The sequence below is a fragment of the Pseudoalteromonas sp. T1lg75 genome, assembly GCF_002964705.1.
Taxonomy (GTDB): Bacteria; Pseudomonadota; Gammaproteobacteria; order Enterobacterales; family Alteromonadaceae; genus Pseudoalteromonas.
Window position 1 is genome coordinate 252,809 of sequence record NZ_PQCD01000015.1, and the last position, 23,644, is coordinate 276,452.

22 protein-coding genes and 1 pseudogene are annotated in these 23,644 nt (G+C 50.9%); 18 read left to right on the top strand and 5 right to left on the bottom strand.

What is annotated here, in order from left to right; translation table 11 throughout:
- Window positions 1–10 precede the first annotated feature (10 nt).
- Both aceF and lpdA read left to right on the top strand, forming a co-directional pair.
- A complete protein-coding gene (gene aceF, locus C2M36_RS03875) occupies window positions 11–1,894 on the top strand; it encodes a pyruvate dehydrogenase complex dihydrolipoyllysine-residue acetyltransferase (protein WP_105253773.1) in 1,884 nt (627 codons plus the stop codon).
- A 155-nt stretch (window positions 1,895–2,049) separates the two neighbouring features.
- Window positions 2,050–3,462, top strand: coding sequence for a dihydrolipoyl dehydrogenase (gene lpdA, locus C2M36_RS03880; RefSeq protein ID WP_105187848.1), 1,413 nt, complete (start codon window positions 2,050–2,052; stop codon window positions 3,460–3,462).
- Window positions 3,463–3,548: 86 nt separating this feature from the next.
- Here lpdA and C2M36_RS03885 read toward each other — a convergent pair whose 3' ends face one another.
- Complete coding sequence (locus C2M36_RS03885) at window positions 3,549–3,872, bottom strand: hypothetical protein (protein ID WP_105253774.1); 324 nt, start codon at window positions 3,870–3,872, stop codon at window positions 3,549–3,551.
- 248 nt (window positions 3,873–4,120) lie between these two features.
- A complete protein-coding gene (locus C2M36_RS03890; protein WP_325050523.1) occupies window positions 4,121–4,663 on the bottom strand; it encodes a GNAT family N-acetyltransferase in 543 nt (180 codons plus the stop codon).
- A gap of 72 nt (window positions 4,664–4,735) precedes the next feature.
- Between C2M36_RS03890 and C2M36_RS03895 the strand changes: the two genes are divergently transcribed.
- Both C2M36_RS03895 and C2M36_RS03900 read left to right on the top strand, forming a co-directional pair.
- Complete coding sequence (locus C2M36_RS03895) at window positions 4,736–5,407, top strand: tRNA-uridine aminocarboxypropyltransferase (protein ID WP_105253775.1); 672 nt, start codon at window positions 4,736–4,738, stop codon at window positions 5,405–5,407.
- Window positions 5,408–5,540: 133 nt separating this feature from the next.
- Window positions 5,541–7,637 carry a TonB-dependent receptor gene (locus tag C2M36_RS03900; protein WP_105253776.1) on the top strand — a complete coding sequence of 699 codons (2,097 nt, stop codon included), beginning with the start codon at window positions 5,541–5,543 and terminating at the stop codon, window positions 7,635–7,637.
- 78 nt (window positions 7,638–7,715) lie between these two features.
- Here C2M36_RS03900 and suhB read toward each other — a convergent pair whose 3' ends face one another.
- Window positions 7,716–8,519, bottom strand: a complete 804-nt coding sequence (suhB, locus tag C2M36_RS03905; RefSeq protein ID WP_105253777.1) for an inositol-1-monophosphatase — start codon at window positions 8,517–8,519, stop codon at window positions 7,716–7,718.
- Window positions 8,520–8,733: 214 nt separating this feature from the next.
- Here suhB and trmJ point away from each other — a divergent pair.
- The 13 genes and pseudogenes from trmJ to C2M36_RS03970 all read left to right on the top strand — a co-directional run bounded on the left by trmJ (window position 8,734) and on the right by C2M36_RS03970 (window position 20,637).
- Window positions 8,734–9,464: pseudogene (gene trmJ / locus C2M36_RS03910) on the top strand (tRNA (cytosine(32)/uridine(32)-2'-O)-methyltransferase TrmJ).
- A gap of 163 nt (window positions 9,465–9,627) precedes the next feature.
- A complete protein-coding gene (iscR, locus tag C2M36_RS03915; RefSeq protein ID WP_105253778.1) occupies window positions 9,628–10,119 on the top strand; it encodes a Fe-S cluster assembly transcriptional regulator IscR in 492 nt (163 codons plus the stop codon).
- Window positions 10,120–10,151: 32 nt separating this feature from the next.
- Complete coding sequence (locus tag C2M36_RS03920; RefSeq protein ID WP_105253779.1) at window positions 10,152–11,369, top strand: IscS subfamily cysteine desulfurase; 1,218 nt, start codon at window positions 10,152–10,154, stop codon at window positions 11,367–11,369.
- 34 nt (window positions 11,370–11,403) lie between these two features.
- Window positions 11,404–11,787 carry a Fe-S cluster assembly scaffold IscU gene (iscU, locus tag C2M36_RS03925; RefSeq protein ID WP_105187841.1) on the top strand — a complete coding sequence of 128 codons (384 nt, stop codon included), beginning with the start codon at window positions 11,404–11,406 and terminating at the stop codon, window positions 11,785–11,787.
- Between the two features lie 9 nt (window positions 11,788–11,796).
- Window positions 11,797–12,120, top strand: a complete 324-nt coding sequence (gene iscA, locus C2M36_RS03930) for an iron-sulfur cluster assembly protein IscA (RefSeq protein ID WP_105200210.1) — start codon at window positions 11,797–11,799, stop codon at window positions 12,118–12,120.
- Window positions 12,121–12,212: 92 nt separating this feature from the next.
- Complete coding sequence (gene hscB / locus C2M36_RS03935) at window positions 12,213–12,740, top strand: co-chaperone HscB (protein WP_105253780.1); 528 nt, start codon at window positions 12,213–12,215, stop codon at window positions 12,738–12,740.
- Between the two features lie 39 nt (window positions 12,741–12,779).
- Complete coding sequence (gene hscA, locus C2M36_RS03940; RefSeq protein WP_105253781.1) at window positions 12,780–14,642, top strand: Fe-S protein assembly chaperone HscA; 1,863 nt, start codon at window positions 12,780–12,782, stop codon at window positions 14,640–14,642.
- A 3-nt stretch (window positions 14,643–14,645) separates the two neighbouring features.
- Entirely contained in the window at window positions 14,646–14,984 is a 339-nt protein-coding gene (gene fdx, locus C2M36_RS03945; protein ID WP_105187837.1) for an ISC system 2Fe-2S type ferredoxin, read from the top strand.
- 71 nt (window positions 14,985–15,055) lie between these two features.
- Complete coding sequence (locus C2M36_RS03950) at window positions 15,056–16,489, top strand: NAD-dependent succinate-semialdehyde dehydrogenase (protein ID WP_234399081.1); 1,434 nt, start codon at window positions 15,056–15,058, stop codon at window positions 16,487–16,489.
- Window positions 16,490–16,581: 92 nt separating this feature from the next.
- Window positions 16,582–17,481 (top strand): NTP transferase domain-containing protein, encoded by a 900-nt coding sequence (locus C2M36_RS03955; protein WP_234399082.1) that lies wholly within the window; start codon window positions 16,582–16,584, stop codon window positions 17,479–17,481.
- A gap of 22 nt (window positions 17,482–17,503) precedes the next feature.
- Entirely contained in the window at window positions 17,504–18,622 is a 1,119-nt protein-coding gene (locus C2M36_RS03960; RefSeq protein WP_105253782.1) for a phosphotransferase enzyme family protein, read from the top strand.
- 130 nt (window positions 18,623–18,752) lie between these two features.
- Window positions 18,753–20,135 carry a Gfo/Idh/MocA family protein gene (locus C2M36_RS03965; protein ID WP_105253783.1) on the top strand — a complete coding sequence of 461 codons (1,383 nt, stop codon included), beginning with the start codon at window positions 18,753–18,755 and terminating at the stop codon, window positions 20,133–20,135.
- A gap of 262 nt (window positions 20,136–20,397) precedes the next feature.
- Window positions 20,398–20,637 carry a hypothetical protein gene (locus C2M36_RS03970; RefSeq protein ID WP_105253784.1) on the top strand — a complete coding sequence of 80 codons (240 nt, stop codon included), beginning with the start codon at window positions 20,398–20,400 and terminating at the stop codon, window positions 20,635–20,637.
- A gap of 10 nt (window positions 20,638–20,647) precedes the next feature.
- On the opposite strand, the gene C2M36_RS03975 is transcribed toward C2M36_RS03970, so the two are convergent.
- Window positions 20,648–20,908 (bottom strand): YfhL family 4Fe-4S dicluster ferredoxin, encoded by a 261-nt coding sequence (locus C2M36_RS03975; RefSeq protein ID WP_105253785.1) that lies wholly within the window; start codon window positions 20,906–20,908, stop codon window positions 20,648–20,650.
- Window positions 20,909–21,164: 256 nt separating this feature from the next.
- Between C2M36_RS03975 and C2M36_RS03980 the strand changes: the two genes are divergently transcribed.
- Window positions 21,165–22,034: a kinase gene (locus C2M36_RS03980; protein WP_105253786.1), complete on the top strand. Its 870-nt coding sequence runs from the start codon at window positions 21,165–21,167 to the stop codon at window positions 22,032–22,034.
- Window positions 22,035–22,036: 2 nt separating this feature from the next.
- Here the strand turns inward: C2M36_RS03980 and trhP are convergent, their stop codons facing one another.
- The gene (gene trhP / locus C2M36_RS03985; RefSeq protein ID WP_199883011.1) at window positions 22,037–23,383 is read right to left on the bottom strand and encodes a prephenate-dependent tRNA uridine(34) hydroxylase TrhP; all 1,347 of its coding nucleotides are present in this window, start codon (window positions 23,381–23,383) and stop codon (window positions 22,037–22,039) included.
- Between the last annotated feature and the right edge of the window lie 261 nt (window positions 23,384–23,644).

A 23,644-nucleotide genomic window follows, 5' to 3' on the forward strand; every position in this document is an offset into this window, starting at 1 on the left:
GAGGTTAGCAATGACTATTGAAATTAAAGTTCCAGACATCGGCGGTGATGAGGTTGAAGTTACCGAGATTCTTGTTGCCGTTGGCGACAAGGTTGAAGTTGAACAATCGCTTATCACCGTAGAAGGCGACAAGGCTTCTATGGAAGTACCTGCAAGCGAAGCGGGTGTGGTTAAAGAGATTAAAATCGCCGAAGGCGATACGGTTTCAACCGGCACCTTGATCATGATCTTCGAAGGTGAGTCGGCGACAGCCGAAGCAGCGCCTGCACAAGAAAGTGCACCTGCCGCCTCTGCGGCTGGCAGCGCGGCTGCGAGCGAGAGCGTTGATATTAATGTACCTGATATCGGTGACGACGAAGTTGAAGTCACTGAAATCATGGTCAGCGTGGGTGACACGGTAGCAGAAGAGCAATCAATCCTGAGCGTTGAAGGCGACAAGGCTTCTATGGAAGTACCCGCACCACAAGCGGGTGTGGTAAAAGAAATCAAGGTCAACGTGGGCGACAAGGTGAAAACCGGCTCGCTAGTGTTTGTTTTTGAAACCGCCGGCTCAGTGCCTGCTGAAGCAGCTCCTGCGGCAGCGGCCGCACCTGCGCAAAGCGGTGGTGTTGAAATCAAAGAAGTGGTTGTGCCAGATATCGGCGGTGACGAAGTTGAAGTAACCGAGGTTATGGTAAGCGCCGGTGACAGCGTCTCAGAAGAGCAATCAATTCTGAGCGTTGAAGGCGACAAGGCTTCTATGGAAGTGCCGGCTCCTTTCGCCGGTACGGTAAAAGAAGTTAAAGTGAACGTGGGCGACAAGGTGAGCACCGGCTCTCTTATCTTCACCTTCGAAGTGCAAGGCTCAGCGCCAGCGGCTGCAAGTGCAGCTCCTGCTGCTACAGCAACGCCAGCCGCTGCACCAGCTCCTGCACAAAAAGCAGGTGGCCCGGCGCCGGCGAAGCGTGAAGACTTCGTTGAAAACAGTGACTATGCACATGCATCACCTGTGGTTCGTCGTCTGGCTCGTGAGTTCGGCATCAACCTGGCGAAAGTGAAAGGCACGGGTCGTAAGAACCGCGTTGTTAAAGAAGACGTGCAGAACTATGTCAAAGAGCTAGTGAAGCAGGTTGAGTCTGGCAATGCCGGTAAAGGCGGCAATGGCGCAGGTGTAGACCTGATCCCATGGCCAAAAGTGGACTTCAGCAAGTTTGGTGAAGTGGAAGAGAAGAAACTTTCACGTATCCAAAAACTATCGGGCGCAAATCTGCACCGTAACTGGGTGCATATCCCTCACGTAACCCAATACGATGAAGCGGATATCACTAGCCTGGAAGCCTTCCGTAAAGAGCAAAATGCCCTTGCCGAGAAGAAGAAACTAGGCGTGAAGATCACCCCACTCGTGTTCGTAATGAAAGCGGCAGCGAAAGCGTTGGAAGAATTCCCAACCTTTAACTCATCGCTATCGGAAGATGGTGAAAGCCTGATCTTGAAGAAATACGTGCACATTGGTATCGCCGTAGATACACCAAATGGTCTGGTTGTACCGGTAGTGCGTGATGTAAACAAAAAAGGCATCATTGAACTATCTCGCGAGCTAATGGAAATTTCTGCCAAAGCGCGCGATGGCAAGCTGACCTCTGCGGATATGCAGGGCGGCTGTTTCACCATCTCTAGCCTAGGAGGCATCGGTGGTACGGCATTTACACCTATCGTGAATGCGCCAGAAGTGGCCATTTTGGGTGTATCTAAGTCTGACTTTAAGCCGAAGTGGAATGGTAAAGAATTCGAGCCGCGCCTGATGGTGCCACTAAGCTGTTCATACGACCACCGTGTAATTGACGGTGCCTTGGCAGCACGCTTTACTGTGACCCTGGCGAATTACCTAAGCGATATTCGTAACTTGGTAATGTAAGCTAAATAGATATAGAACTTTAATCCCAGTAAACGGTTTTTACTGGGATTTTTTTACTTTGCAATGATACAATCTTTGCACAATTTTTGTGAGCAATGACCGTTTAATGAAATTATTCGTTATTGCTTCCCGTTCGGACAAAATAAGGTAATAGCATGAGCAACGAAATCAAAACACAAGTCGTTGTACTAGGCGGTGGTCCTGGTGGTTATTCTGCAGCTTTCCGTGCCGCAGACTTAGGTTTAGAAGTAACTCTAGTTGAGTCACGCAGCACTCTTGGTGGCGTGTGCTTGAACGTAGGTTGTATTCCATCTAAAGCACTACTTCACGTTGCTAAAGTTATTGATGACGCAAGCGAAATGGCGTCACACGGTGTTTCTTTCGGCAAGCCTGAAATCGACCTGGACAAAATCCGTGGTTGGAAAGACTCTGTAATCGGCCAGCTAACTGGTGGTCTAGACGGCATGGCGAAGATGCGTAAAGTGAAAGTAGTAAACGGCTACGGTAAATTCACTGGCAGCAACACCATTGACGTTGATGGCACCACTATCACCTTCGACAATGCTATTATCGCTGCGGGCTCTCAGCCTGTTAACCTACCTTTCATCCCAGAAGATGATCGTGTAATCGATTCAACCGGTGCGCTAGAGCTTAAAGACGTTCCTGAGAAACTACTTGTACTAGGTGGTGGTATCATTGGTCTTGAAATGGGTACGGTTTACCGTGCACTAGGTTCACAAATCGACGTTGTTGAGTTTGCTGATCAACTAGTACCTGCGGCTGATAAAGACGTTATCAAGATCTACACGCGCTACGTAAAAGACAAGTTCAACGTAATGCTTTCTACTAAGGTAGTGGGCGTTGAAGCGAAAGACGATGGTCTATATGTATCGTTCGAAGGTAAGAACGCACCGGCTGAGCCAGTACGTTACGACAAAGTACTTGTTGCTGTTGGCCGTACTCCTAACGGTAAGCTGCTTGACGCTGACAAAGCGGGCGTTAATGTTGATGAGCGTGGCTTTATCAACACCGACAAGCAAATGAAGACCAACGTTGACCACATCTATGCAATCGGTGACATCGTAGGTCAGCCTATGCTTGCGCACAAAGCGGTTCATGAAGGTCACGTTGCTGCCGAGGTTATCTCTGGTCAGAAGCACTTCTTCGATCCTAAGTGTATTCCTTCAATCGCCTACACAGACCCAGAAATTGCATGGGTGGGTGTAACCGAGAAAGAAGCGAAAGAGCAAGGCCTTAACATCGAAACTGCGGTATTCCCGTGGGCAGCATCGGGTCGTGCTATTGCTTCTGCACGTACCGAAGGTCAAACTAAGCTTATCTTCGATAAAGACAATGGCCGTATCATCGGTGGTGCCATGGTTGGTATCAATGCAGGTGAAATGCTGGGCGAAATCGGCCTAGCGGTTGAGATGGGTGCAGACGGTGAAGACCTGGCGCTAACCATCCACGCTCACCCGACTCTAAACGAGTCTATCGGTCTAGCTGCAGAAATCTTTGAAGGTTCAATCACTGACCTGCCAAACAAAAAAGCAGTTAAGAAGAAGTAAGCACTTTTTCTAAGTAATAAAAAACCCGGCCTAAGCCGGGTTTTTTGTTTTTATGCTTCGCTATGATTGCGAATTAAACTGCTAGTTCACATGCTCGGCCCTGGCCAACTGCCTTTTTGGCACAGATAAACCAGTTGCTGGCATGCTTGAACAAAATCACGGCCGTTACGCTCTGCAAGCATGGCATTCGTGAGCTGTTCACGCGAGAGTTTTGGCGTTACTTCTTGCAGCGCTTCGAAGGTGTCTAACACCCTGTCGGCGAGCCCTTTTCGGTACTGCTCGATGTGAGCGAGCCATACCGGCATATATTCGTGTCGTACCTTGGCGCCATCGAGCGCGCCTATTGGCTGATGCCCCTGACATGCTACTAAGGTGCAGCTTAGTGCCATAAAGCTATTTATTTTATCCATATGCTCACCATACCTGTGTAAGCGCTCATACTAGAGACTTCAAAATATAGTCGCTTTTTTGCCTGGGTGTCATTACACTTGATTACAAAGTGAGCGGTTGATCGTCTTTTAATCCGGGTTAGAACTTGGTTAATCCCCTCTATTATTCGCCTATGGGTCTGATACTGTATGGCTTTTTTTTAATCAAAGAGTGCGAGTAAGGGGGGAAAGAAAGGGCACACATCTTAGTAATTATTTTTTAGCGGCACTTAACGCGCCGCCATTTCATAGTAGACCACGTCCCAATCACCCAGGGGATCATGATGCACATAATTGCGAACATACTCCATGCCCAGCTTTTTCATAATGGCCACCGAGCCCAGGTTGTCTTGCTCGGCAATGGCGCAAAAGTGGCTCACCTCACTCTGCTCACGCAAAGCCTGCACCACGGCCGCTGCGGCTTCAATAGCATAGCCCTTGCCCCAGCTAATTTGTTTAAATCGCCAGCCGAGCTCTAGGTTATGCCACTGAGGCTGCTCGCTAAAAAATTGGTAGGGGCGCACTAAGATCCAGCCGAGAAAGCGCTGCTCGGTTTTTTCTGTGACCTGCCACAGGCCCCAACCTTTTTCCGGATTGAGGTATTTGCTCAGGCGCGGCAGGGCGATGTTATCTATGTCTTCCCGGGTGCTGGGTTTGCCGCCATTAATGTATCTCATCACCGCCGGGTCCTGGTCGAGCTCGAAGAGCAAGTCGCCATCGTCCAAGGTCATCTGGCGGTAGCTTAGACGTTCACTGTCGGGGATCTTGATCATGTTATTTACTCCTTGTTTGCTCTACAATACGCGCCCGAATCAAACCAAGGCATAAACCCAAGGCGGAACCAGGTGACCAATTCTGTATTAAAACTGCGGAACCAGCAAATTGCAATGGCACAGCGTGAGTTTAAAGCCCGTGGCAGTAAGCTCAGCCGCTGTGAGTCTTGCCTATTGGCCCAGCCTTTGTGTATTTGTGCCGGGGTTGAGCAGGTTCCTTGTGACGTCGCCGTGTGTATGCTGATGTACCACAACGAAAGCTTTAAGCCTTCCAATACCGGTCGCTTAATTGCCGATATCGTCCCAGATAATCATGCTTTTCGTTGGGATAGAACCGAGCCGGATCCCGCCTTGCTGGCGCTTATCACGGATCCCCAGTATCAGGCTTATGTGGTATTTCCAAGCGAAGGCATGGCGCCAGAGCGAGTGTGTAACCAGGTTCAGCGGCAGGGGGATAAAAAGCCTTTGTTTATTTTCCTTGATGGCACCTGGCGTGAAGCCAAGAAGATGGTGCGCAAGTCGCCCTACCTTGATGAACTGCCCATCTTATCCATCAGTCCAGAGAAGCTCTCGGATTATCGTTTACGCGTTGCACCGCATGCACACCAGTTGGGGACCGCCGAGGTGGCCATCATGGTGTTGCAATTGGCTGGTGAAACCGAAGCGGCAAAAAAATTAGAGCAGCATTTTGTCGCCTTTCGCGGAGCCTACCTAAAGGGCAAGCGCTCTAAGTTGAGTGACTAGTCATGGGATGCCTTTTTCCCTTTGCTATTGCGCCGCTTTTACGCCCGGCTTAAGTACCTAAACTGTTCATTTAGTGGCTTGATTTTGCTAGACTCGGTGTTCCTTTTGATTCCAGTAGGGATGCCTTCCCAGCATGAATGCACGTTTATGTTTATTAGCCTGTGCGGTCGCTCAAAGCTTGAGTGTTAGCGCCTTTGCAGATGAAAGCGAAATTGAACGAATTATTGTCACCGGTGACTTTAAAAACGAGTCTATTCAAGAGCTAAGCGCCAGTGCCAGCCTTTTCTCCAAGGCCGAAATTGCCACCCGTGACGCCAAATACCTTGATGAGTTGTTAAACCAGGCGGCCAACGTTAACTTTACCGCTGGGGCATCTCGTGGTCGTTTTGTGCAAGTGCGTGGCATAGGCCTGCGTTCGCAGTTTGTTGATCCCATTAATCCTTCTGTTGGCATGATCATCGACGGCATCAGCTATTCAGGCTTGGGTGGTGCGGCCATGCTGTTCGATATCGACCAGGTGGAAATCTACCGCGGCCCTCAGGGTACGCGTTTTGGCGCCGATGCCCTGGCCGGGATGATCCATATGGAAAGTGCCGATCCTTCCATGGAGCCAAGCCTTAAGGTCAAATTGGGGGCGGGTAACTATAACTCATGGGACGCCGGTGTGGCGGCGGCCTCCGGGCTTGGTGAGCAAAGCAGTGTGCGCGCCAGCTTCTATCAGAATAAATCCGATGGCTATATGAAAAATGCTTACCTGGATCGTGATGATACCCAGAATATTGACGAGCAGGTCGGACGCATCAAGTTCCACTCGCAACTAACCCAGCACTGGCGTGCCGAGTTTGTTGCCCACTTTATGGATATAGATAACGGTTATGATGCCTTTACCCTGGATAACAGCCGTACCAGCGTTGCGGATCAGCCGGGTAAAGACACTCAGGAAAGTAACGCCTTTGGTCTGAGTAATATCTACACTGGCTTTGACTTTGCCGATATCGCCTTGAATCTGGCCGCGTTAGATGCGGATATGCTCTATAGCTATGATGAGGACTGGGTATGTAATGATCCCGAGCAGCCGGGTGTGTGTCAGGCGGGCTTGCATCCTTGGGGTTACAGCTCAACCGACAGCTACGAGCGCGAGCGCCAAGATCACAGTGCCGAGCTGCGCTTTAGCTCAAAAGCAGGTAAATGGGTCGGTGGTTTGTATTATCAATCCCGTGATGTGGATTTGCTGCGTCAGTATACCTGGAATGACGGTGATTTCACCTCCAACTATGACAGCGACAACCTGGCCATTTATGGTCAAGTCGAAACGCCTATCAGCGATAAAACCAGTTTAGTCACCGGCTTGCGTGTTGAGCGTAACGAAGGTGACTATGTGGATGCCCATGGGGTCAGCGAAACGGTAGAAGATACCATGATTGGTGGTAAGGTCGCCCTTGAATACCAAGTGGTACCACGCACCATGATCTACACCAGCATCAGCCGTGGCTATAAGGCCGGTGGTATCAATGCCGAGGCCATTGCCAAGGCTAACGACGAAGGTTTAAGCCAGGATGCGGAGTTTTTCCTTAACCACCGTACCTTCGACCCAGAATACCTGTGGAATGCCGAATTTGGTGTTAAGGGCAGCTCTGCCGATCAACGCTTGAACCTTCGTATTACCGCTTTTTACATGTATCGTGACAATATCCAGCTTAAAGCCTGGAAAACCGAAAATCAGCAATTTGCCGGTTACTTCGACAATGGTAACAGTGGTGAAAACTATGGCCTTGAAATTGAAGGCGAGTACGCTTACTCACCGCGTTTAATCCTAAGTGGTAGCCTGGGTTTATTGGAAAGCGAAATTGATGGCTTTGTTACCGCCGATGGCGTTGATCAAACCGATAGGGAGCAGGCACAGGCGCCTAAATATCAATACGCCGTCAATGCCCGTTTTAACATTACCGATGCCTTGTTTGTGAATGTGGGCATGGAAGGTAAGGACGAATATTACTTCTCTAACAGCCATGACTCGCAAGCACCTAACGTTAATCTGGTAAATGCCAGCATTGGTTATCAGGCGGATTACTGGGGCTTAAACTTCTGGGTGCGTAATGCCCTGGATGAAGATACCTATACTCGCGGTTTTGAGTTTGGTAACAACCCGGTGAATGAATACGCCACGCAAACCTATGTTCAGTACGGTGAGCCGCGTGTGGCTGGGGTCAGCTTCACCTATGAATTGTAAGCTTTAGGGCTTATGGTTAATGAGACATAAAAAACGCGAGCTAAGGCTCGCGTTTTTTGTGTCCAAAAAAAGGAGTCATTATTTCAATAATGACTCTGTTAGTACCGGACGAATTTCTCTTACAAGGGCTTGGGCCAGCTTAGGAGAACCACAGACAATATTGCCGCTCTTATCGTGATTAGCACCACCGGCAAAGTCCATCACCAAACCACCCGCTTCTTTAACTAGCAGTTGACCGGCAGCGGTATCCCAAGGCTTTAGACCAATTTCGAAGAAGCCATCGACACGACCAGCAGCCACATAGGCCATATCCAGTGCAGCAGAGCCAGCGCGACGAATATCCGAGGTATGTACGAATAGTGCTTTGAATGCTTCCAGGTAGGCATCCATATGGTGCTTTTGCTTGAACGGGAAGCCAGTTGCTAGCACTGTGCCTGAGAGATCTTTGGCATTGCTTACACGGATACGCTTGCTGTTTAGCTGGGCGCCTTGACCACGGCTGGCGGTGAAAAGCTCACCACGGATTGGATCGTACACCACGGCCTGTTCGATGCGGCCTTTTACCTTAAGGGCAATAGAAACAGCGAAATGCGGGATATCTTGAATAAAGTTAGTGGTGCCGTCGAGTGGATCGACAACCCATAGGTAATCTGCGTCTGAACCTTCGTGTTGACCTAGTTCTTCACCCACAATGCTGTGGTTTGGGTACGCTTTTAAGATGGTTTCGCGAATAACGGCTTCCGCCTCTTTGTCGACGTTAGTCACAAAGTCGTTGGTGCCTTTTTGAGTGGCTTCAACTTTTGATAAATCTTCACAGGCGCGCAAAATCACCTTACCTGCGTTTCGCGCAGCGCGAATCGCAATGTTTAACATTGGATGCATAGCATTACCTTTGGGTTGTAAAAGAACAATATTTTGAGCCGGCGTATTCTAACGGTTTTACTGCCAAAGTAAATAAAGTTCGCAAAAATAATTGGTGGTTTTTTGAGCTGGGTAGCAATTTGCTATTAAAGATGGACGAAATTTCAACTCGTAGCGCCCAGGCTTATGGTAAACTAGCGCGCAAATTGGTTATTGATAGAACAAGCACTTTACTATGGCGTTAGAGAATATTCGCATTGTATTAGTTAACACCTCACACTCGGGTAATATCGGCTCCGCTGCGCGAGCCATGAAAACCATGGGCTTTAGCAGCCTGTACCTGGTCGACCCGGCGTGTGAAATCGACAGTCATGCCAGTGCCTTGGCGGCCGGAGCCACGGATATTCTTGGCAGTGCAACCCAGGTTGCAACCCTGGAAGAAGCGCTGGAAGGTTGTAGTCTGGCCATTGGCACCAGTGCGCGCTCACGTACCCTAAGCTGGCCCATGGTTGACCCTCGTGGCTGTGGCGAAAAGCTGGTTAGTGAGTCTGCGCAAGGCCCAGTTGCCTTGGTATTTGGCCGTGAAAACAGCGGCCTGAGTAATGATGAGCTACAACTGTGTAATTTCCATGTCTGTATTCCCGCCAACCCAGAGTACAGTTCGTTGAACCTAGCCATGGCGGTGCAAACCCTGTGCTATGAAACCCGCATGCAGTTCCTAGACGGCCAGGACAAGGTGGTTGAAGAAGACGAAGCCGAATACCCGGCAACGAACAGATGCAGCGTTTTTATGAGCATCTGGAAAAAACCTTTGGCGACACCGGCTTTATCATTAAGCAGCATCCGGGGCAGGTTATGACCAAGCTAAAACGTCTGTTCAACAGAGCCCGTCCAGAGCAACAAGAGTTGAACATTCTGCGCGGCATGTTGACCTCGGTCGACAAACAAATGAAGGGCCCTAAATAAAGGGCTCAAGCCATCACTTTCAAGGCGCATAAATACTTGACTAAATCACTCAGGTATTTACAATGTGAATGAATACCCGAGTATTTCACTCAAGTACTAGTAAATACTTGACTCTAATACTCAGGTAATTAAAATTCACACTCTTGATGAGTATGGGGGCGTTATGAAGTTAACATCTAAAGGCAGATATGCGGTTACCGCAATGCTCGATGTTGCGCTACACACAGATGTTGGGCCCGTTCCCCTTGCCGACATTTCCGAGCGGCAAGAAATCTCGTTGTCTTATCTTGAGCAATTATTCGCACGCCTGCGTAAGCAAGGCTTAGTGACCTCGGTACGGGGTCCTGGCGGCGGCTATTTGCTTGGCAAAGAGGCCAGTGCCATTTCCGTGGGTGATGTGATTAGCGCCGTAAATGAGTCGGTGGATGCCACTCGTTGTCATGGCGCAGAAGGCGGCTGCCAAAGTGGTATGCGTTGCCTTACCCACACCCTGTGGTCTGAGTTAAGTCAGCGCATTGAAGAGTTTTTACATGGCATCACGTTAGCCGAGTTGGTCAATAAGTCCGACATTAAAGAAGTGGCCCAGCGCCAGGACAAAAACCTAAGTGATGCCCTAAGCCAGTTAGAGAATATAGAAGTCAGCTGTCAATTGTGAGCAACCTCAGGGTTGCCGTGAGCGGAGAAAGTATGAAGTTACCAATTTATTTAGATTATGCAGCAACAACGCCGGTGGATCCGCGCGTTGCCGAAGAAATGATGCAATGCCTGACAATGGAAGGTAATTTTGGTAACCCTGCATCGCGTTCGCACCGCTTTGGCTGGCAGGCCGAAGAAGCTATCGATCAAGCTCGTCACGACATCGCTGAGCTGATCAATGCCGATGCGCGTGAGATCGTATTCACTTCGGGTGCCACAGAGTCAAATAACTTGGCCATCAAAGGCGCCGCTAACTTCTACAAGAAGAAAGGCCAGCACATTATTACCGTGCGCACTGAGCACAAAGCGGTTATCGACACCTGTCGTGAGCTTGAGCGTCAGGGTTTTGAAGTGACCTATATGGATGTTGAAGCAAACGGCCTGCTTGATCTGAAAAAGCTTGAAGCCGCCATGCGCGACGACACCATCCTAGTAAGCGTAATGCACGTTAACAACGAGCTAGGTGTTATTCAAGACATCGCCACTATCGGTGAGATGTGCCGTGAGCGTAAGATCATGTTCCACGTTGACGCCGCACAAAGCGCCGGCAAGGTGAAGATCGACCTACAAGAGCTGAAAGTTGATTTCATGTCTTTCTCTGGCCACAAGGTCTATGGTCCTAAAGGTATCGGTGCCCTTTATGTGCGTCGTAAGCCACGTGCTCGCCTAGAAGCACAAATGCACGGTGGCGGTCACGAGCGTGGGATGCGCTCGGGTACATTGGCCACTCACCAGATCGTAGGCATGGGTGCGGCGTTCCGCATCGCTAAACAAGATTTCGATAAAGACCACGCTCATATCAGTGCCTTACGCACCCGTTTGATCGACGGCATTATGAACGATATGGACGAAGTATACTTCAACGGTGCCCCTGAGCACTCGGTGCCAGGCATAGTTAATATCAGCTTCAACTTTGTTGAAGGTGAGTCGTTACTGATGGCAGTAAAAGACATTGCGGTTTCTTCGGGTTCTGCCTGTACGTCGGCAAGCCTTGAGCCTTCATACGTATTGCGCGCACTAGGTCGTAACGACGAGCTAGCACACAGCTCAATTCGTTTCAGCATTGGTCGTTTTACCACCGAAGAAGAAATCGACTACACCGTTAAACTTATTAAAGAGTCTATTAGCCGACTTCGTGAGATGTCTCCACTTTGGGAGATGCATCAAGAAGGAATTGATTTAGAGTCGGTTGAGTGGGCACATCATTAAGCCTTGGTAGTAACAAGGTAGCGAGGTAAAAGTTATGGCATACAGTGATAAAGTAATCGATCACGTAGAGAATCCACGTAACGTTGGCTCTCTTGATAAAAATGATCCAAGCGTAGCGACGGGCATGGTTGGTGCCCCGGCGTGTGGTGACGTAATGAAGCTACAAATCAAGGTTTCTGAGCAAGGCGTTATCGAAGACGCAAAGTTTAAAACTTACGGTTGTGGTAGTGCCATTGCATCATCGTCATTGGTAACCGAATGGGTTAAGGGCAAGACTCTTGACGAAGCTGCGGAAATCAAAAACACCGACATCAGCGCCGAGCTGGAGTTGCCGCCGGTGAAAATCCACTGCTCAATCCTGGCAGAAGATGCGATCCAAGCAGCGATTAAAGATTACAAGAGTAAACACGACAAATAAGGCAGTAGTATGGCAATCACCTTAACAGATGCAGCGGCGGAGCGCGTTAAATCCTTCCTAGACAATCGTGGTAAAGGATTAGGTCTGCGTGTGGGTATTAAAACCACGGGCTGTTCGGGGCTTGCCTACGTTCTTGAGTTCGTAGATGAACTGAGCGAAGGTGATGAAACCTTCGAGCACAAGGGCGTAACGGTCGTTGTTGATGCCAAGAGCCTGGTATACATAGATGGCACCGAGCTGGACTTTACCAAAGAAGGTTTAAACGAAGGGTTTAAATTCAATAACCCGAACCAAAATGGTGAATGTGGTTGCGGCGAGAGCTTTACCGTATAACGGCACTTATTGGGCAAGGCGTTGCTCAGGATCAGGTATTGTATTCGCTTAAGCCCTACCTTATGTAGGGCTTTTCGTTATAAAGGTTTTTCATGCGTTATTTTGAATTGTTTTCGATCCCCGTAAATTATGACGTTGATCTCCAAGAGATCGGCGCGCGTTATTTAGAATTGCAACGGGCGGCGCATCCGGACCGACACAGCGGCGGCAGTGAGCGAGAAAAACTGCTGGCGGTGCAAAAAACGGCGGAAATTAATGACGCCCTGCAAACCCTTAAGCACCCGCTTAAGCGTGCCGAATATATGTTGGCCGAGTTAGGTCTGGAGCTTCGCGGCGAGCAGCAAACCCTGCAAGACCCTATGTTCTTGATGCAGCAAATGGAACTGCGTGAAGAGCTTGAAGAGGTCAAAACAAGTAGCGACCCAGATGCCGCCATTGCCAAGCTTGAGCAGCACATTAAAGAGTTAAACAGCGAATACAGCAATGAGCTGCAAAGTCTATTAGCCAGCCAAGAAGAAAATGACTGGCACAAAGCGGCGGATAACGTGCGAAAACTCAAGTTCGTTTATAAATTAAAAGACGAGCTAGAGCGCATTGAAGATGAATTATTTGATGACTAGCGACTTATCAGCATTGAGTAAAAAGGTTTTATAACACACATGGCATTACTGCAAATTGCTGAGCCGGGGCAAAGCACGGCACCTCATGAACACAAACTCGCGGTAGGTATCGACCTGGGTACCACCAACTCCTTGGTGGCCACGGTTCAAAGCGGTGAGGCGAAAACCCTGACCGATGAGCTGGGCAACGCCATGTTACCTTCTGTGGTGCGCTATTTAGAGCAAGGCCATGTGGTTGGTCAAGAAGCGGCAGTTCATGCCGCAGACGACCCGCACAACACCCTTATTTCCGTAAAGCGTTTCTTAGGTAAAACCCAGGCGGAAATTGAAGCCAGCTATGGTCAGTTGCCGTATGAATTCAACGATGAAAACGGCAGCCTGCACATTCATACCCGCCAAGGGGATATCAGCCCGGTTCAGGCATCGAGCGATATTTTGAACGCCCTGCGTGAGCGTGCCGAGCAAAGCTTCGGCGGCGATACCATCACAGGTGCGGTGATCACTGTGCCAGCCTATTTTGATGATGCCCAGCGTCACAGCACCAAGGATGCGGCGCAACTGGCTGGCATTAAGGTGCTGCGTCTTTTGAACGAGCCAACCGCAGCGGCGGTAGCCTATGGCTTGGACTCAGGTCAGGAAGGGGTGATAGCCGTGTACGACCTCGGCGGTGGTACCTTTGATATTTCCATCCTGCGCCTCAACAAAGGGGTGTTTGAGGTGTTGGCCACCGGTGGTGACTCAGCCCTCGGCGGTGATGATTTCGATGCCCTGCTGGTAGAGCATTTCAAGCAGCAAACCGGTGCTCATAACTTATCGGCCAATACTCTGCGTTTATTTATTAATAAGGCGAAAGCCTGTAAGGAAGCGCTCACAAACTACGCCAAGGTCAATGTCGGTCTAGAGTTCGATGGACAAACGCATACCGTGGAAGTGACCCGTGAGTTGTTCGCCGAATTGGCCATTCCTTTGGTGAAGAAAACCTTGCGCAGCTGTCGTCGTGCCCTCAAAGATGCCGGTATAAGTACGGATGAGGTGCTCGAAGTAGTGATGGTCGGTGGTTCGACCCGCATGCCTATCGTGCGTGAGCAGGTGGGTGAGTTCTTTGCCAAAGAGCCGTTAACCAGCATAGACCCGGATCGCGTTGTGGCCATTGGTGCCGCCATTCAGGCCGATATCCTGGTAGGCAACAAGCCGGAAGCGGATATGTTGCTTTTGGACGTATTGCCACTGTCGCTTGGTTTGGAAACCATGGGTGGCCTGGTCGAGAAGATTATTCCTCGCAACACCACCATCCCGGTGGCGCGCGCGCAGGAATTTACCACCTTTAAAGACGGACAAACGGCTATGGCACTGCATGTGCTGCAAGGCGAGCGTGAATTGGTTGACGATTGTCGTTCTTTGGCAAAATTCAGCCTTAAAGGTATTCCGCCTATGGCTGCCGGTGCGGCGCATATTCGCGTGACCTTTAATGTGGATGCCGACGGTCTGCTCAGCGTGACGGCGATGGAGAAATCCACCGGCGTACAGGCGGAAATTCAGGTGAAACCGTCGTTTGGCCTATCCGATGACCAGGTGGCCGAGATGCTTAAATCATCGATGAGCAACGCCAAAGAAGATATGCAGGCGCGTATGCTTAAAGAGCAGCAGGTTGAAGCCTTACGCGTACATGAAGCTTTGGAAGCGTCGCTTGCCACCGACAGCCACTTGCTTGATGAGCAGGAATTGGCAACGCTGCGCGATGCCATGGCACAGATGCAGGCGATCAGTGCCAGCACCACCGAGCCACAAGAAATTAAAGACGCCATCGAAAAGGTGGATGCGGCGAGTAGCGATTTTGCCGCCCGTCGTATGGATGCATCAATTAAAAAGGCCCTGACCGGCCAATCAGTAGATGAGGTATAAGCAATGCCACAAATTATCTTTTTACCCAATGAAGAGCTGTGTCCCGAAGGCGCGGCCATAGAAGCTAAGGCCGGTGAGACGGTATTGGATGTGGCGCTTAAAAATGGCATCAGCATTCCCCATGCCTGCGAAAAGTCCTGTGCCTGTACTACTTGCCACGTGGTAATTCGTGAGGGCTTTGACTCTTTGGAAGAAAGCGATGAGCTTGAAGATGACATGCTAGATAAGGCCTGGGGTCTTGAGCCTGAGTCACGTCTGGGTTGTCAGGCCAAGATTGCCGATGAGGATTTGGTGGTTGAGATCCCCAAATACAACCTCAATATAGTAAATGAAGAGCATTAAGCTTCCACACATGTAAATCAGAAAAAGCCGCTGTATCCTATATCCAGCGGCTTTTTTATTGGGAGAGTTTTATGAGTATGACCTTGTTATTTACCCAGTCCTTTATCGATGGCCAGTGGCGCCAGGGGGAAGGTGAGTTCACCGTCACCAACCCAGCCGACAACAGTGTTTTAACGAGCGTATCCCGTGTTACAGCGGCCCAGGTAGAGCTGGCCCTTAGTGCCGCCGAGCAGGCCTTTATCCGCCTTAAAAACAGCACTTGTGAGCATCGCGCCCAGGTGCTTGAGCGTTGGTATGATTTAGTGATGGCCAACCAGCAGGCACTGGCCGAGCTCATGACCATGGAGCAGGGAAAGCCCCTAGCGGAAGCGCTTGGGGAGGTTAAATACGGGGCCGACTATATCAAATGGTACGCCGAGCAGGCCAGGCGCAGTTATGGTGAGCTTATCCCTGCCAGCAATGACAAGCATAGAATCTCGGTCATTAAGCAGGGCGTGGGCGTGGTGGCGGGCATTACTCCGTGGAATTTTCCTATTGCCATGATCACCCGCAAGGTGGCACCGGCTTATGCCGCCGGGTGCAGCTTTATTTTAAAACCCTCCGAGCATACGCCTTTGTCGGCCTTGGCCCTGGCGCACTTAGCCCATGAAGCCGGCTTTGAACCGGGCGCTTTTAATGTGCTGCTGAGCGATCGCGCCAAGGAAGTGGGAGAGCAACTCTGCGCCTCAGAGGTGGTACGCAAATTCACCTTCACCGGCTCCACCGCAGTGGGCAGGCAGTTACTGGCCCAGTGCGCTCCGACGATAAAACGCACCTCTATGGAGCTTGGCGGTAATGCGCCGCTCTTGGTGTTTGCCAGCGCCGATCTGGATAAGGCCGCCGATGGCATTATTGCCAGTAAGTTTCGCAATGCCGGGCAAACCTGTGTCTGCGTTAACCGGGTTTTGGTGGATGAGCGCGTCGCCGACGCATTGACCGCGAAGCTGGCGGAACGAGTTCAGGCATTAAGGGTAGGTGATGGTTTTAGCGCCGGAGTGGATATTGGTCCCTTGATTTACCCTGCCGCCAAAGACAAGGTGTTGAAACTGGTTGAAGAAGCCCTTGAACAGGGAGCCAAGCAGGTTAACCAGGCGGCTTCCTTGGATGGCAACTATGTGGCGCCGCTGTTGCTTAGCAATGTGAAGGCCGAGATGCGGATCAGTCAGGAAGAGATTTTTGGCCCTGTGCTCACCGTCGCCACCTTTAGCGATGAGGCCGAGGCGATCACTCAGGCTAACGCTGTGCCCTATGGCTTGGCCGCCTATTTTTACAGTCAGGACATAGGCCAAATTTATCGTGTCGGCGAGGCGCTGGAATATGGCATGGTAGGGATTAACGAAGGGCTTATTTCCAACCCGGTTGCACCCTTTGGCGGCGTAAAGCAGTCGGGCCTGGGGCGCGAAGGCGGCCATCAGGGACTGGACGAGTATCTGGAAGAAAAGTACCTCTGCTTAAATATAGGTTAGCGCCATTGTAGTGGGTATGCTAACTCAGATATTTGCAGTGCCTGGGCGCTAGTCGTTACACTCTCACTTTTGCAGTAATGGAATAAGTGCGTGTGAATCCTCATATTAGTTTAGTCGTGCTGGCGGGCGGGTTAGGCAGTCGTTTTGGCGGCGCCAAGCAAATTGCGCCCCTGCCCGGCGTTAATCGCACCATAATGGAGCTGAGCATTGAAGATGCTTATAACGCGGGTATTCGCCATCTGGTGCTGGTGATTAACGCTGCCGTGCGCGCTTATATCGAGCAAGAGATATTGCCTAAGCTTCCCGAGGATCTGGAAGTCACCCTGGTTGAGCAGCGTCTTGAGGATGTCCCCGCCGAGTACGCACAGAGTGCAGCACAGCTTGCAGCCGAGCGGCAAAAGCCCTGGGGTACCGGCCATGCACTGCTATGCGCAAAAGAGGCGGTTGTCGATAAGGCCATAGTGATCACCGCCGATGATTATTACGGCAGCCAAGCCTATAAACAGCTGGTGCAACACTTTAAGCACAGTGACAACTGGGCCTGTGTGGCCTATCCGCTGCAACAAACCTTGTCGGAGCAGGGCGGTGTGAATCGCGGTATTTGTGCCCTTAACGAACACCAGCAGCTCGTGCGTGTGGATGAAGTGCTCAATATCCAATACCAGGACGATGGCTCTTTGCTTGGCTTCGACGATAAGGGGCAGGCGAGGACCTTGGCCTTGGATGCCCTTGCGTCCATGACCTGCTGGGGGATAGATAAGCGACTCTTTACGATTTTGGCAGAAAACTTTGCTCACTTCCTTGGTCACCATGACAAGGGATGCGCAAAGGAGTATTATCTTCCCGATCAAATCCAATATGGCATTGACCGGCACCTGACTGTGGTTGACGTATACACCGCTCAGCAGGCTTGGATGGGAATGACCTATAAAGATGAATTGCCCCTATTGGCACGGAATATCGCCGCGCTCAAGGGATTAAGCCATAAGTAACGGGGCTGCCAAAAATACACCTATGAATACAGATTATTATGCGCAGCTGTTAGCGCAGCAATACGGCTTTGCGCCGCCAGTGAGCTTAAAGGCCATAGGCAATGGCCATATTAATACCACCATGTTGTTAGGGCATCGCGACGGCAGTGTCGTGGTGCAAAAGCTCAATACCCAAGTGTTTCCGGCGCCGGAGCAGCTAGTCGCCAATGCCTGTAAAATTGAGCAGCACCTGATGCAAAAGCAGCAAGCAAGCCAGTATGATCTTGAGGTGATCAAGCATGTCCCTACTCGAGATGGCGCGTTTTTGGTAAGCCTTGAGGGCGAGCATTGGCGCGCCTTGGAATTTATCGGCAACAGCCGCAGTGAAGAGGTGGTGCAGTCGCCCTTGCAGGCTCAGGTTGCAGCCAGTGCCTTTGGCCGCTTTGCCGCCGCGCTGCAAGATTTCGATGCCGAGTCCTTGTATCCTGTGATCAAAGACTTTCATAATTTGGCCATGCGCATGGACATGCTGGAGCAGGCAGTGCAAGATGACAAACTCGGCCGCGTAAAGGATGTTCTGCAGCAGCTGGATTTTTGTCGCGAGCAAGCCTTTCTGATCGATGAAGTGGCGGCGGTTACCGCGCAAATACCTCTGCGTCCGTGTCATAACGACACCAAGATCAACAATATGCTGTTTTGCAATGACCAGGGTACGTCAGAGCCAAGGGCTGCGCCCGCGGCTGCACCCGCGGCTGCACCCGCGGCCAAGGCGGTGATCGATCTGGACACCTGCATGCCCGGTTATTGGTTATTCGATTTTGGCGACATGGTGCGCACCTTCTGCTCACCGGAAGAAGAAGACAGTATTAACCTGGCGAATGTGCGGGTGCGTGAAGAAATCTTTGCCGCCCTGGTCAAGGGCTATATTGAGCCTTTAAAGGCGCACATTACCGCCGAGGAAAAGGCCAGCTTTTGGCTTGGCGCCAGGGTAATGCCCTTTATGATCGGGGTGCGTTTTCTTACCGACTATATCGACGGTGACCATTATTTCAGCATTAAGCATGGCCGCCATAATCTCGACAGAGCCAATAATCAGTTTGCCCTGTATCGCAGCGTACTGGCGCAACAAGAAAGGCTTAAGAGCCTGATCAATAATGCTTAAACTACAGACCCAGCAAATAGCTGGGTTTTTTATCGCTTTCATTTGCCATTAATCTCGTTCCTTTTGCCTGCCTTGGTGCTTTACGCTAGCGTGCTATAAAGCCTGGAAAGGCATGACTGAGGAACAAGCAATGAAACAATTCAACAGACGCGATTTTTTAAAGGCGGCGGGCGCGGTGGCCGGTGCCGCCGCCACAGCGTCGATGGCGGGCTGCGCCGGTACCAGCGCTGGCGCTGCGGCTGCGCCAAAGGCTCAGGGCCAGTCGGTGATCGGGTTAATCGCCCCAAAAATGGATGTGGTGCGGGTTGGCTTTATCGGTGTGGGTCAGCGTGGCTATGGTCATGTAAAACGCATGAGCTACATTGAGGGCGCCGAGATCAAGGCCATTTGTGATACCCACCAAGAGGTATTGGATCGCGCCATCGACTTCCTGGTTAAAGAAGGCAAGGAAAAACCCACCGCCTATGGTGACAGCGAGCTGGCCTATAAAGACATGTTGGCCCGCGATGATATAGACATAGTGATTATTTCCACGCCCTGGCGTTGGCACGCACCCATGGCCATCGACACCATGAACAGTGGCAAGCACGCCTTTGTCGAGGTGCCACTGGCGCTGACGGTTGAAGAAATGTGGGACATAGTCGACACCGCCGAGCGCACCCAGAAAAACTGCATGATGATGGAAAACGTCAACTACGGCCGTGATGAGTTGATGGTGCTAAACATGGTGCGTCAGGGGCTCTTCGGCGAGTTACTTCACGGCGAGGCGGCCTATATTCACGAGCTGCGCTGGCAGATGAAAGAAATCGAGCACAAGACCGGCTCTTGGCGTACCGCCTGGCATACTCGTCGCGACGGCAACCTTTACCCCACGCACGGTTTGGGCCCGGTTTCGCAATACATGAATATTAACCGCGGCGATCGCTTTGATTACCTCACCTCCATGAGCTCACCTGCCCTGGGCCGCGCCGCCTACGCCCAGCGTGAATTCCCGGCGGAGCACGAGCGTAATCAACTGAAATATATTGCCGGCGACATGAATACCACCCTGATCAAAACCGTTAACGGGCGCAGTATCATGGTGCAACACGATACCACCACGCCGCGCCCCTATAGTCGTCATAACCTGATCCAGGGCACCAATGGTGTCTTTGCCGGTTTCCCTAACCGCATTGCCTTGGAGCATGGCGGCAACAAGAGCTTCCACGAATGGGAATACGATATGCAGCCCTGGTACGATAAATACGATCACCCCCTGTGGCAGAAAATGGGTGCTGAAGCCGAGCGCAATGGTGGCCACGGTGGCATGGATTTCTTGATGTTCTGGCGCATGATCTATTGTTTACGTAATGGTGAGCCTTTGGATCAAGATGTGTATGACGGCGCCGCCTGGTCGGTGATTTCGCCACTGTCGGCGCAATCGGTGGCCAATCGCAGTGAGTCCATCACGATTCCAGACTTTACCCGCGGCGCCTGGCGCAGTGCCACACCCCTAGGCATAGTGGGTGCCTAAATAAGGAATAACGAATAAAAGCGTGAGCGCAACGGTGGCGGTCACGCTTTTTTTATGCGCGATCGCCGATGGTCGGCACAGAGCACTTAGCCATTAAGTGTCCGGCCTTGGACACAGGAGTGTCCGTTCGCGGACGCTAATTTTGCGGTAAAAATAGAGGGGTAAAAACAAGTCATTGAATGTAAAGGGTATTTTATTTTGGCACGGTCGTTGATAGTAACTAAGGGACATTTACTTACTAGATTAACCCAAGGATACCATTATGAAATACTTACATGCAGTCATCGTTTCCAGCCTACTGTTGATGAGTTCATTGACCCATGCCAATACCCTGATGCAGGAAGTGGAGCTGGCCATTAAGCAGGCCACACAAGAAGCACTGGCTCAATTAGTGGCGGCGCAGAAAAAGGCCATTCAAGAGTCTATGACCGAGCTCTTGTTACAACCAACGAAGGCGGTGCCTAACGACAAGCCAGTTCCTGTAAAGCCTGTTCAGGAGTAACAGATGGTGTTTATCTGGGCTCGTCGCCTCGTGTTAGTAACACATATTTATCGGCGAGCTCAGCGAGTGTTTCCTTATGCTCGGGATCCGGCTTAATACAGTCGATAGGGCATACACTCACACAGGTGGGGTTATCGTAATGGCCGACGCATTCGGTGCATTTACTCGGCGCTATCTGATAAATTTCCGCCCCCATATAAATGGCGCCATTCGGACACTCGGGTTCGCACATATCGCAGTTAATGCATTTGTCATTGATTAATAAAGCCATACGTCCCCCTAAAAATAGGGTCGCGATAGTACACAAAATTCCCTTGTGACTCACTAGCAAAGGTGAGGTTATTTCGCCTTAGTTTGATCTAGAACAAAGAATGGCTGGCATCAAGGTCACGTGACTGTGCTTAGTGTTGCACCAAACTGGTGCTAAACAGCAAGCTGGAGTTAATAACCTGCTGTTTTATAATGTACTTATATTCTGGCCCGGGGTATGCAAAGAGGCTAGGTACGGTAACACAAGGAGCGCAAAGATGGATACAGCGGCATTTTTATCCCGTCATGAACTGCCACCTCAGTATGCAGCACAAATAACTCACTACTTTACGCCCTTAGCGCAGCAAATAATGACAGTTAAAAAGCCGGGGCTGCCGCTGGTTGTGACTATCAACGGCGCCCAAGGCTCGGGTAAAAGCACACTGGCCGATTATTTGGCCTGCTACCTGCGCGAGGAGGGCAGACTTAATGCCTGTGCCAGCTCCTTGGACGACTTTTATTATTCCCAGGCTCAGCGCAATGAGCTGGCGCAGCAGGTGCATCCCTTATTGGCGACCCGGGGTGTGCCCGGGACACATGATATCGCCCGTTTGCATAAGCTGGTGGAGGGGGTCCATGAGGGGCTAGCTCCATTGAGCGTGCCGCGCTTCGATAAGGCGATGGACGAGCCCTGTGCCAGCGCTGAATGGCAGCACTTCTCTCGGCCCATTGAGGTGCTTATTGTTGAGGGCTGGTGTGTGGGCACGCCACCGCAAAGTGAAGAGGCCTTGCGCGTTCCCATCAATGAGCTTGAACAACAACAGGATGTGGATGGGCGCTGGCGGCGCTATGTAAATACCTGCCTGGAGCAGCATTATCAGCCGCTTTTTGCCAGTGCCGATATCAGTATTATGCTGAAGGCGCCAAGCTTCGATGCGGTGCTGGCCTGGCGCTGGCAGCAGGAGCAAAAACTAATTGCCCGCGTGGGTCATACCGCTCACACCATGAGTAAGGCGCAAGTCGCCGACTTTATCGGTTACTTTGAACGCCTGACTCGTCATGCCCTGAGCCAGTTACCGCACCGTACTCAGGTGGTGCTGGAACTGGACTTAGAGCGCCATATTACCGCCTATCATAATGCCCTCTAGCCTCAAGCGGGGAAGGGGTTGCGGGTGTCTTGGCCCGGCATTAAGTTGCGCAGCAGAATGGCTTTGTCTAACTCAACGTCTTGGGGCAGAGGAATACGAACTATATGGCCCGAGCCCTTGGCATCATCGATGCGCTCGCCCTTTTTATTCTCCATATGCTCCAAATTGAAGTTGATATTGCCCTGTGGCGTCATCAGCTCCAGCGAGTGGCCGGTACAGAATTTGTTTTTCACATCAATTTCCACCAGGCCATTGTTGGTGCGCCCTAACACCTCACCAACAAACTGCTGCGAGTCGGATACCGAATGACCATAGTCATAGTTTTGATAATCCTGATGTGCATGACGCTTTAAGAAGCCTTCGGTATAGCCACGGTGTGCCAAGTGCTCGAGCGTTTTCATCAGCGTTGGGTCGAACGGTTTGCCGGCCACCGCATCGTCGATGGCGCGACGGTACACCTGAGCAGTGCGCGCCACATAATAGAAGGACTTGGTACGGCCCTCGATTTTTAAACTGTGCACGCCCATACGCGTCAGCGCATCCACATATTGCACCGCGCGCAGGTCTTTCGAGTTCATGATGTAGGTACCGTGCTCGTCTTCAAACGCCGGCATGTATTCCCCCGGTCGGCCTTGCTCTTCGAGCATAAAGACTTCTTTGGTCGGCTCACCCAAACCCAGGGTTGGGTTAATTTTATGCACCACATCACCGGTTTCGGTTTCTTCGCCGGGTTTTACATCGTAGCTCCAGCGACAGGCATTGGTGCAGGTGCCCTGGTTCGGGTCGCGCTTGTTGATATAACCGCTGAGCAGGCAGCGTCCAGAATAGGCCATACACAGGGCGCCGTGCACAAACACTTCCAGTTCAGTATTCGGGCAAAGCTCGCGGATTTCACCAATTTCTTCCAGTGACAATTCCCGGGATAAAATAACCCGCTCTATGCCTTGCTTAGCCCAGAACAGCACGCTGGCATAGTTCACCGCATTGGCCTGCACGCTCAAATGAATGGGCATATCCGGCCATTTTTCTTTTACCAGCATGATCAGACCCGGATCGGACATGATCAGCGCATCCGGTTTCATGGCGATAACCGGCTCGATATCACGCAAATAGGTTTTTACCTTGGCATTATGCGGAGCGATGTTAGACACCACGTAAAGCTTTTTATTTTGCGCATGGGCTTCGTTGATACCCAGCTCTAAGTTGGCGAGATTAAATTCGTTGTTGCGCACCCGTAAACTGTATCTGGGTTGTCCGGCATAAACCGCATCGGCGCCATAGGCAAAGGCGTAGCGCATGTTTTTTAAGCTGCCCGCCGGGCTAAGTAATTCAGGAGTAAAGATAGACATGGTTAATTCCTTGGCTGAGTCCGAGTCAACTGAGGTAAAAAATAGCGGCGGATTCTAGCGCGTGTGCCCGCTAGGGATTTTGATTTGGATCAGGGTTTGGGTGAGCTGGTGGAGCTGCATCCGGTCTATGGCCCGGGTTCCGTGAGGCCCATTAGTCAAAGCGTCACAAAAATTTGTTAGTCTTGCCTGGGTCACAATGTAGTAGGATTTTCATGCTAAAGCGCGTATAATTCGCGCCCGGTAAAGTTTAACACTTAAATT

Coding starts and splice junctions, on each gene's coding strand:
- hscB (WP_105253780.1), top strand. CDS start 12,213: ATGCGTTATTTTGAATTGTTTTCGATCCCCGTAAATTATGACGTTGAT.
- C2M36_RS03890 (WP_325050523.1), bottom strand. CDS start 4,663: ATGATCAAGATCCCCGACAGTGAACGTCTAAGCTACCGCCAGATGACC.
- hscA (WP_105253781.1), top strand. CDS start 12,780: ATGGCATTACTGCAAATTGCTGAGCCGGGGCAAAGCACGGCACCTCAT.
- C2M36_RS03975 (WP_105253785.1), bottom strand. CDS start 20,908: ATGGCTTTATTAATCAATGACAAATGCATTAACTGCGATATGTGCGAA.
- C2M36_RS03970 (WP_105253784.1), top strand. CDS start 20,398: ATGAAATACTTACATGCAGTCATCGTTTCCAGCCTACTGTTGATGAGT.
- C2M36_RS03900 (WP_105253776.1), top strand. CDS start 5,541: ATGAATGCACGTTTATGTTTATTAGCCTGTGCGGTCGCTCAAAGCTTG.
- iscR (WP_105253778.1), top strand. CDS start 9,628: ATGAAGTTAACATCTAAAGGCAGATATGCGGTTACCGCAATGCTCGAT.
- trhP (WP_199883011.1), bottom strand. CDS start 23,383: ATGTCTATCTTTACTCCTGAATTACTTAGCCCGGCGGGCAGCTTAAAA.
- C2M36_RS03885 (WP_105253774.1), bottom strand. CDS start 3,872: ATGGATAAAATAAATAGCTTTATGGCACTAAGCTGCACCTTAGTAGCA.
- iscU (WP_105187841.1), top strand. CDS start 11,404: ATGGCATACAGTGATAAAGTAATCGATCACGTAGAGAATCCACGTAAC.
- fdx (WP_105187837.1), top strand. CDS start 14,646: ATGCCACAAATTATCTTTTTACCCAATGAAGAGCTGTGTCCCGAAGGC.
- C2M36_RS03965 (WP_105253783.1), top strand. CDS start 18,753: ATGAAACAATTCAACAGACGCGATTTTTTAAAGGCGGCGGGCGCGGTG.
- C2M36_RS03980 (WP_105253786.1), top strand. CDS start 21,165: ATGGATACAGCGGCATTTTTATCCCGTCATGAACTGCCACCTCAGTAT.
- iscA (WP_105200210.1), top strand. CDS start 11,797: ATGGCAATCACCTTAACAGATGCAGCGGCGGAGCGCGTTAAATCCTTC.
- C2M36_RS03960 (WP_105253782.1), top strand. CDS start 17,504: ATGAATACAGATTATTATGCGCAGCTGTTAGCGCAGCAATACGGCTTT.
- C2M36_RS03920 (WP_105253779.1), top strand. CDS start 10,152: ATGAAGTTACCAATTTATTTAGATTATGCAGCAACAACGCCGGTGGAT.
- aceF (WP_105253773.1), top strand. CDS start 11: ATGACTATTGAAATTAAAGTTCCAGACATCGGCGGTGATGAGGTTGAA.
- suhB (WP_105253777.1), bottom strand. CDS start 8,519: ATGCATCCAATGTTAAACATTGCGATTCGCGCTGCGCGAAACGCAGGT.
- C2M36_RS03950 (WP_234399081.1), top strand. CDS start 15,056: ATGAGTATGACCTTGTTATTTACCCAGTCCTTTATCGATGGCCAGTGG.
- lpdA (WP_105187848.1), top strand. CDS start 2,050: ATGAGCAACGAAATCAAAACACAAGTCGTTGTACTAGGCGGTGGTCCT.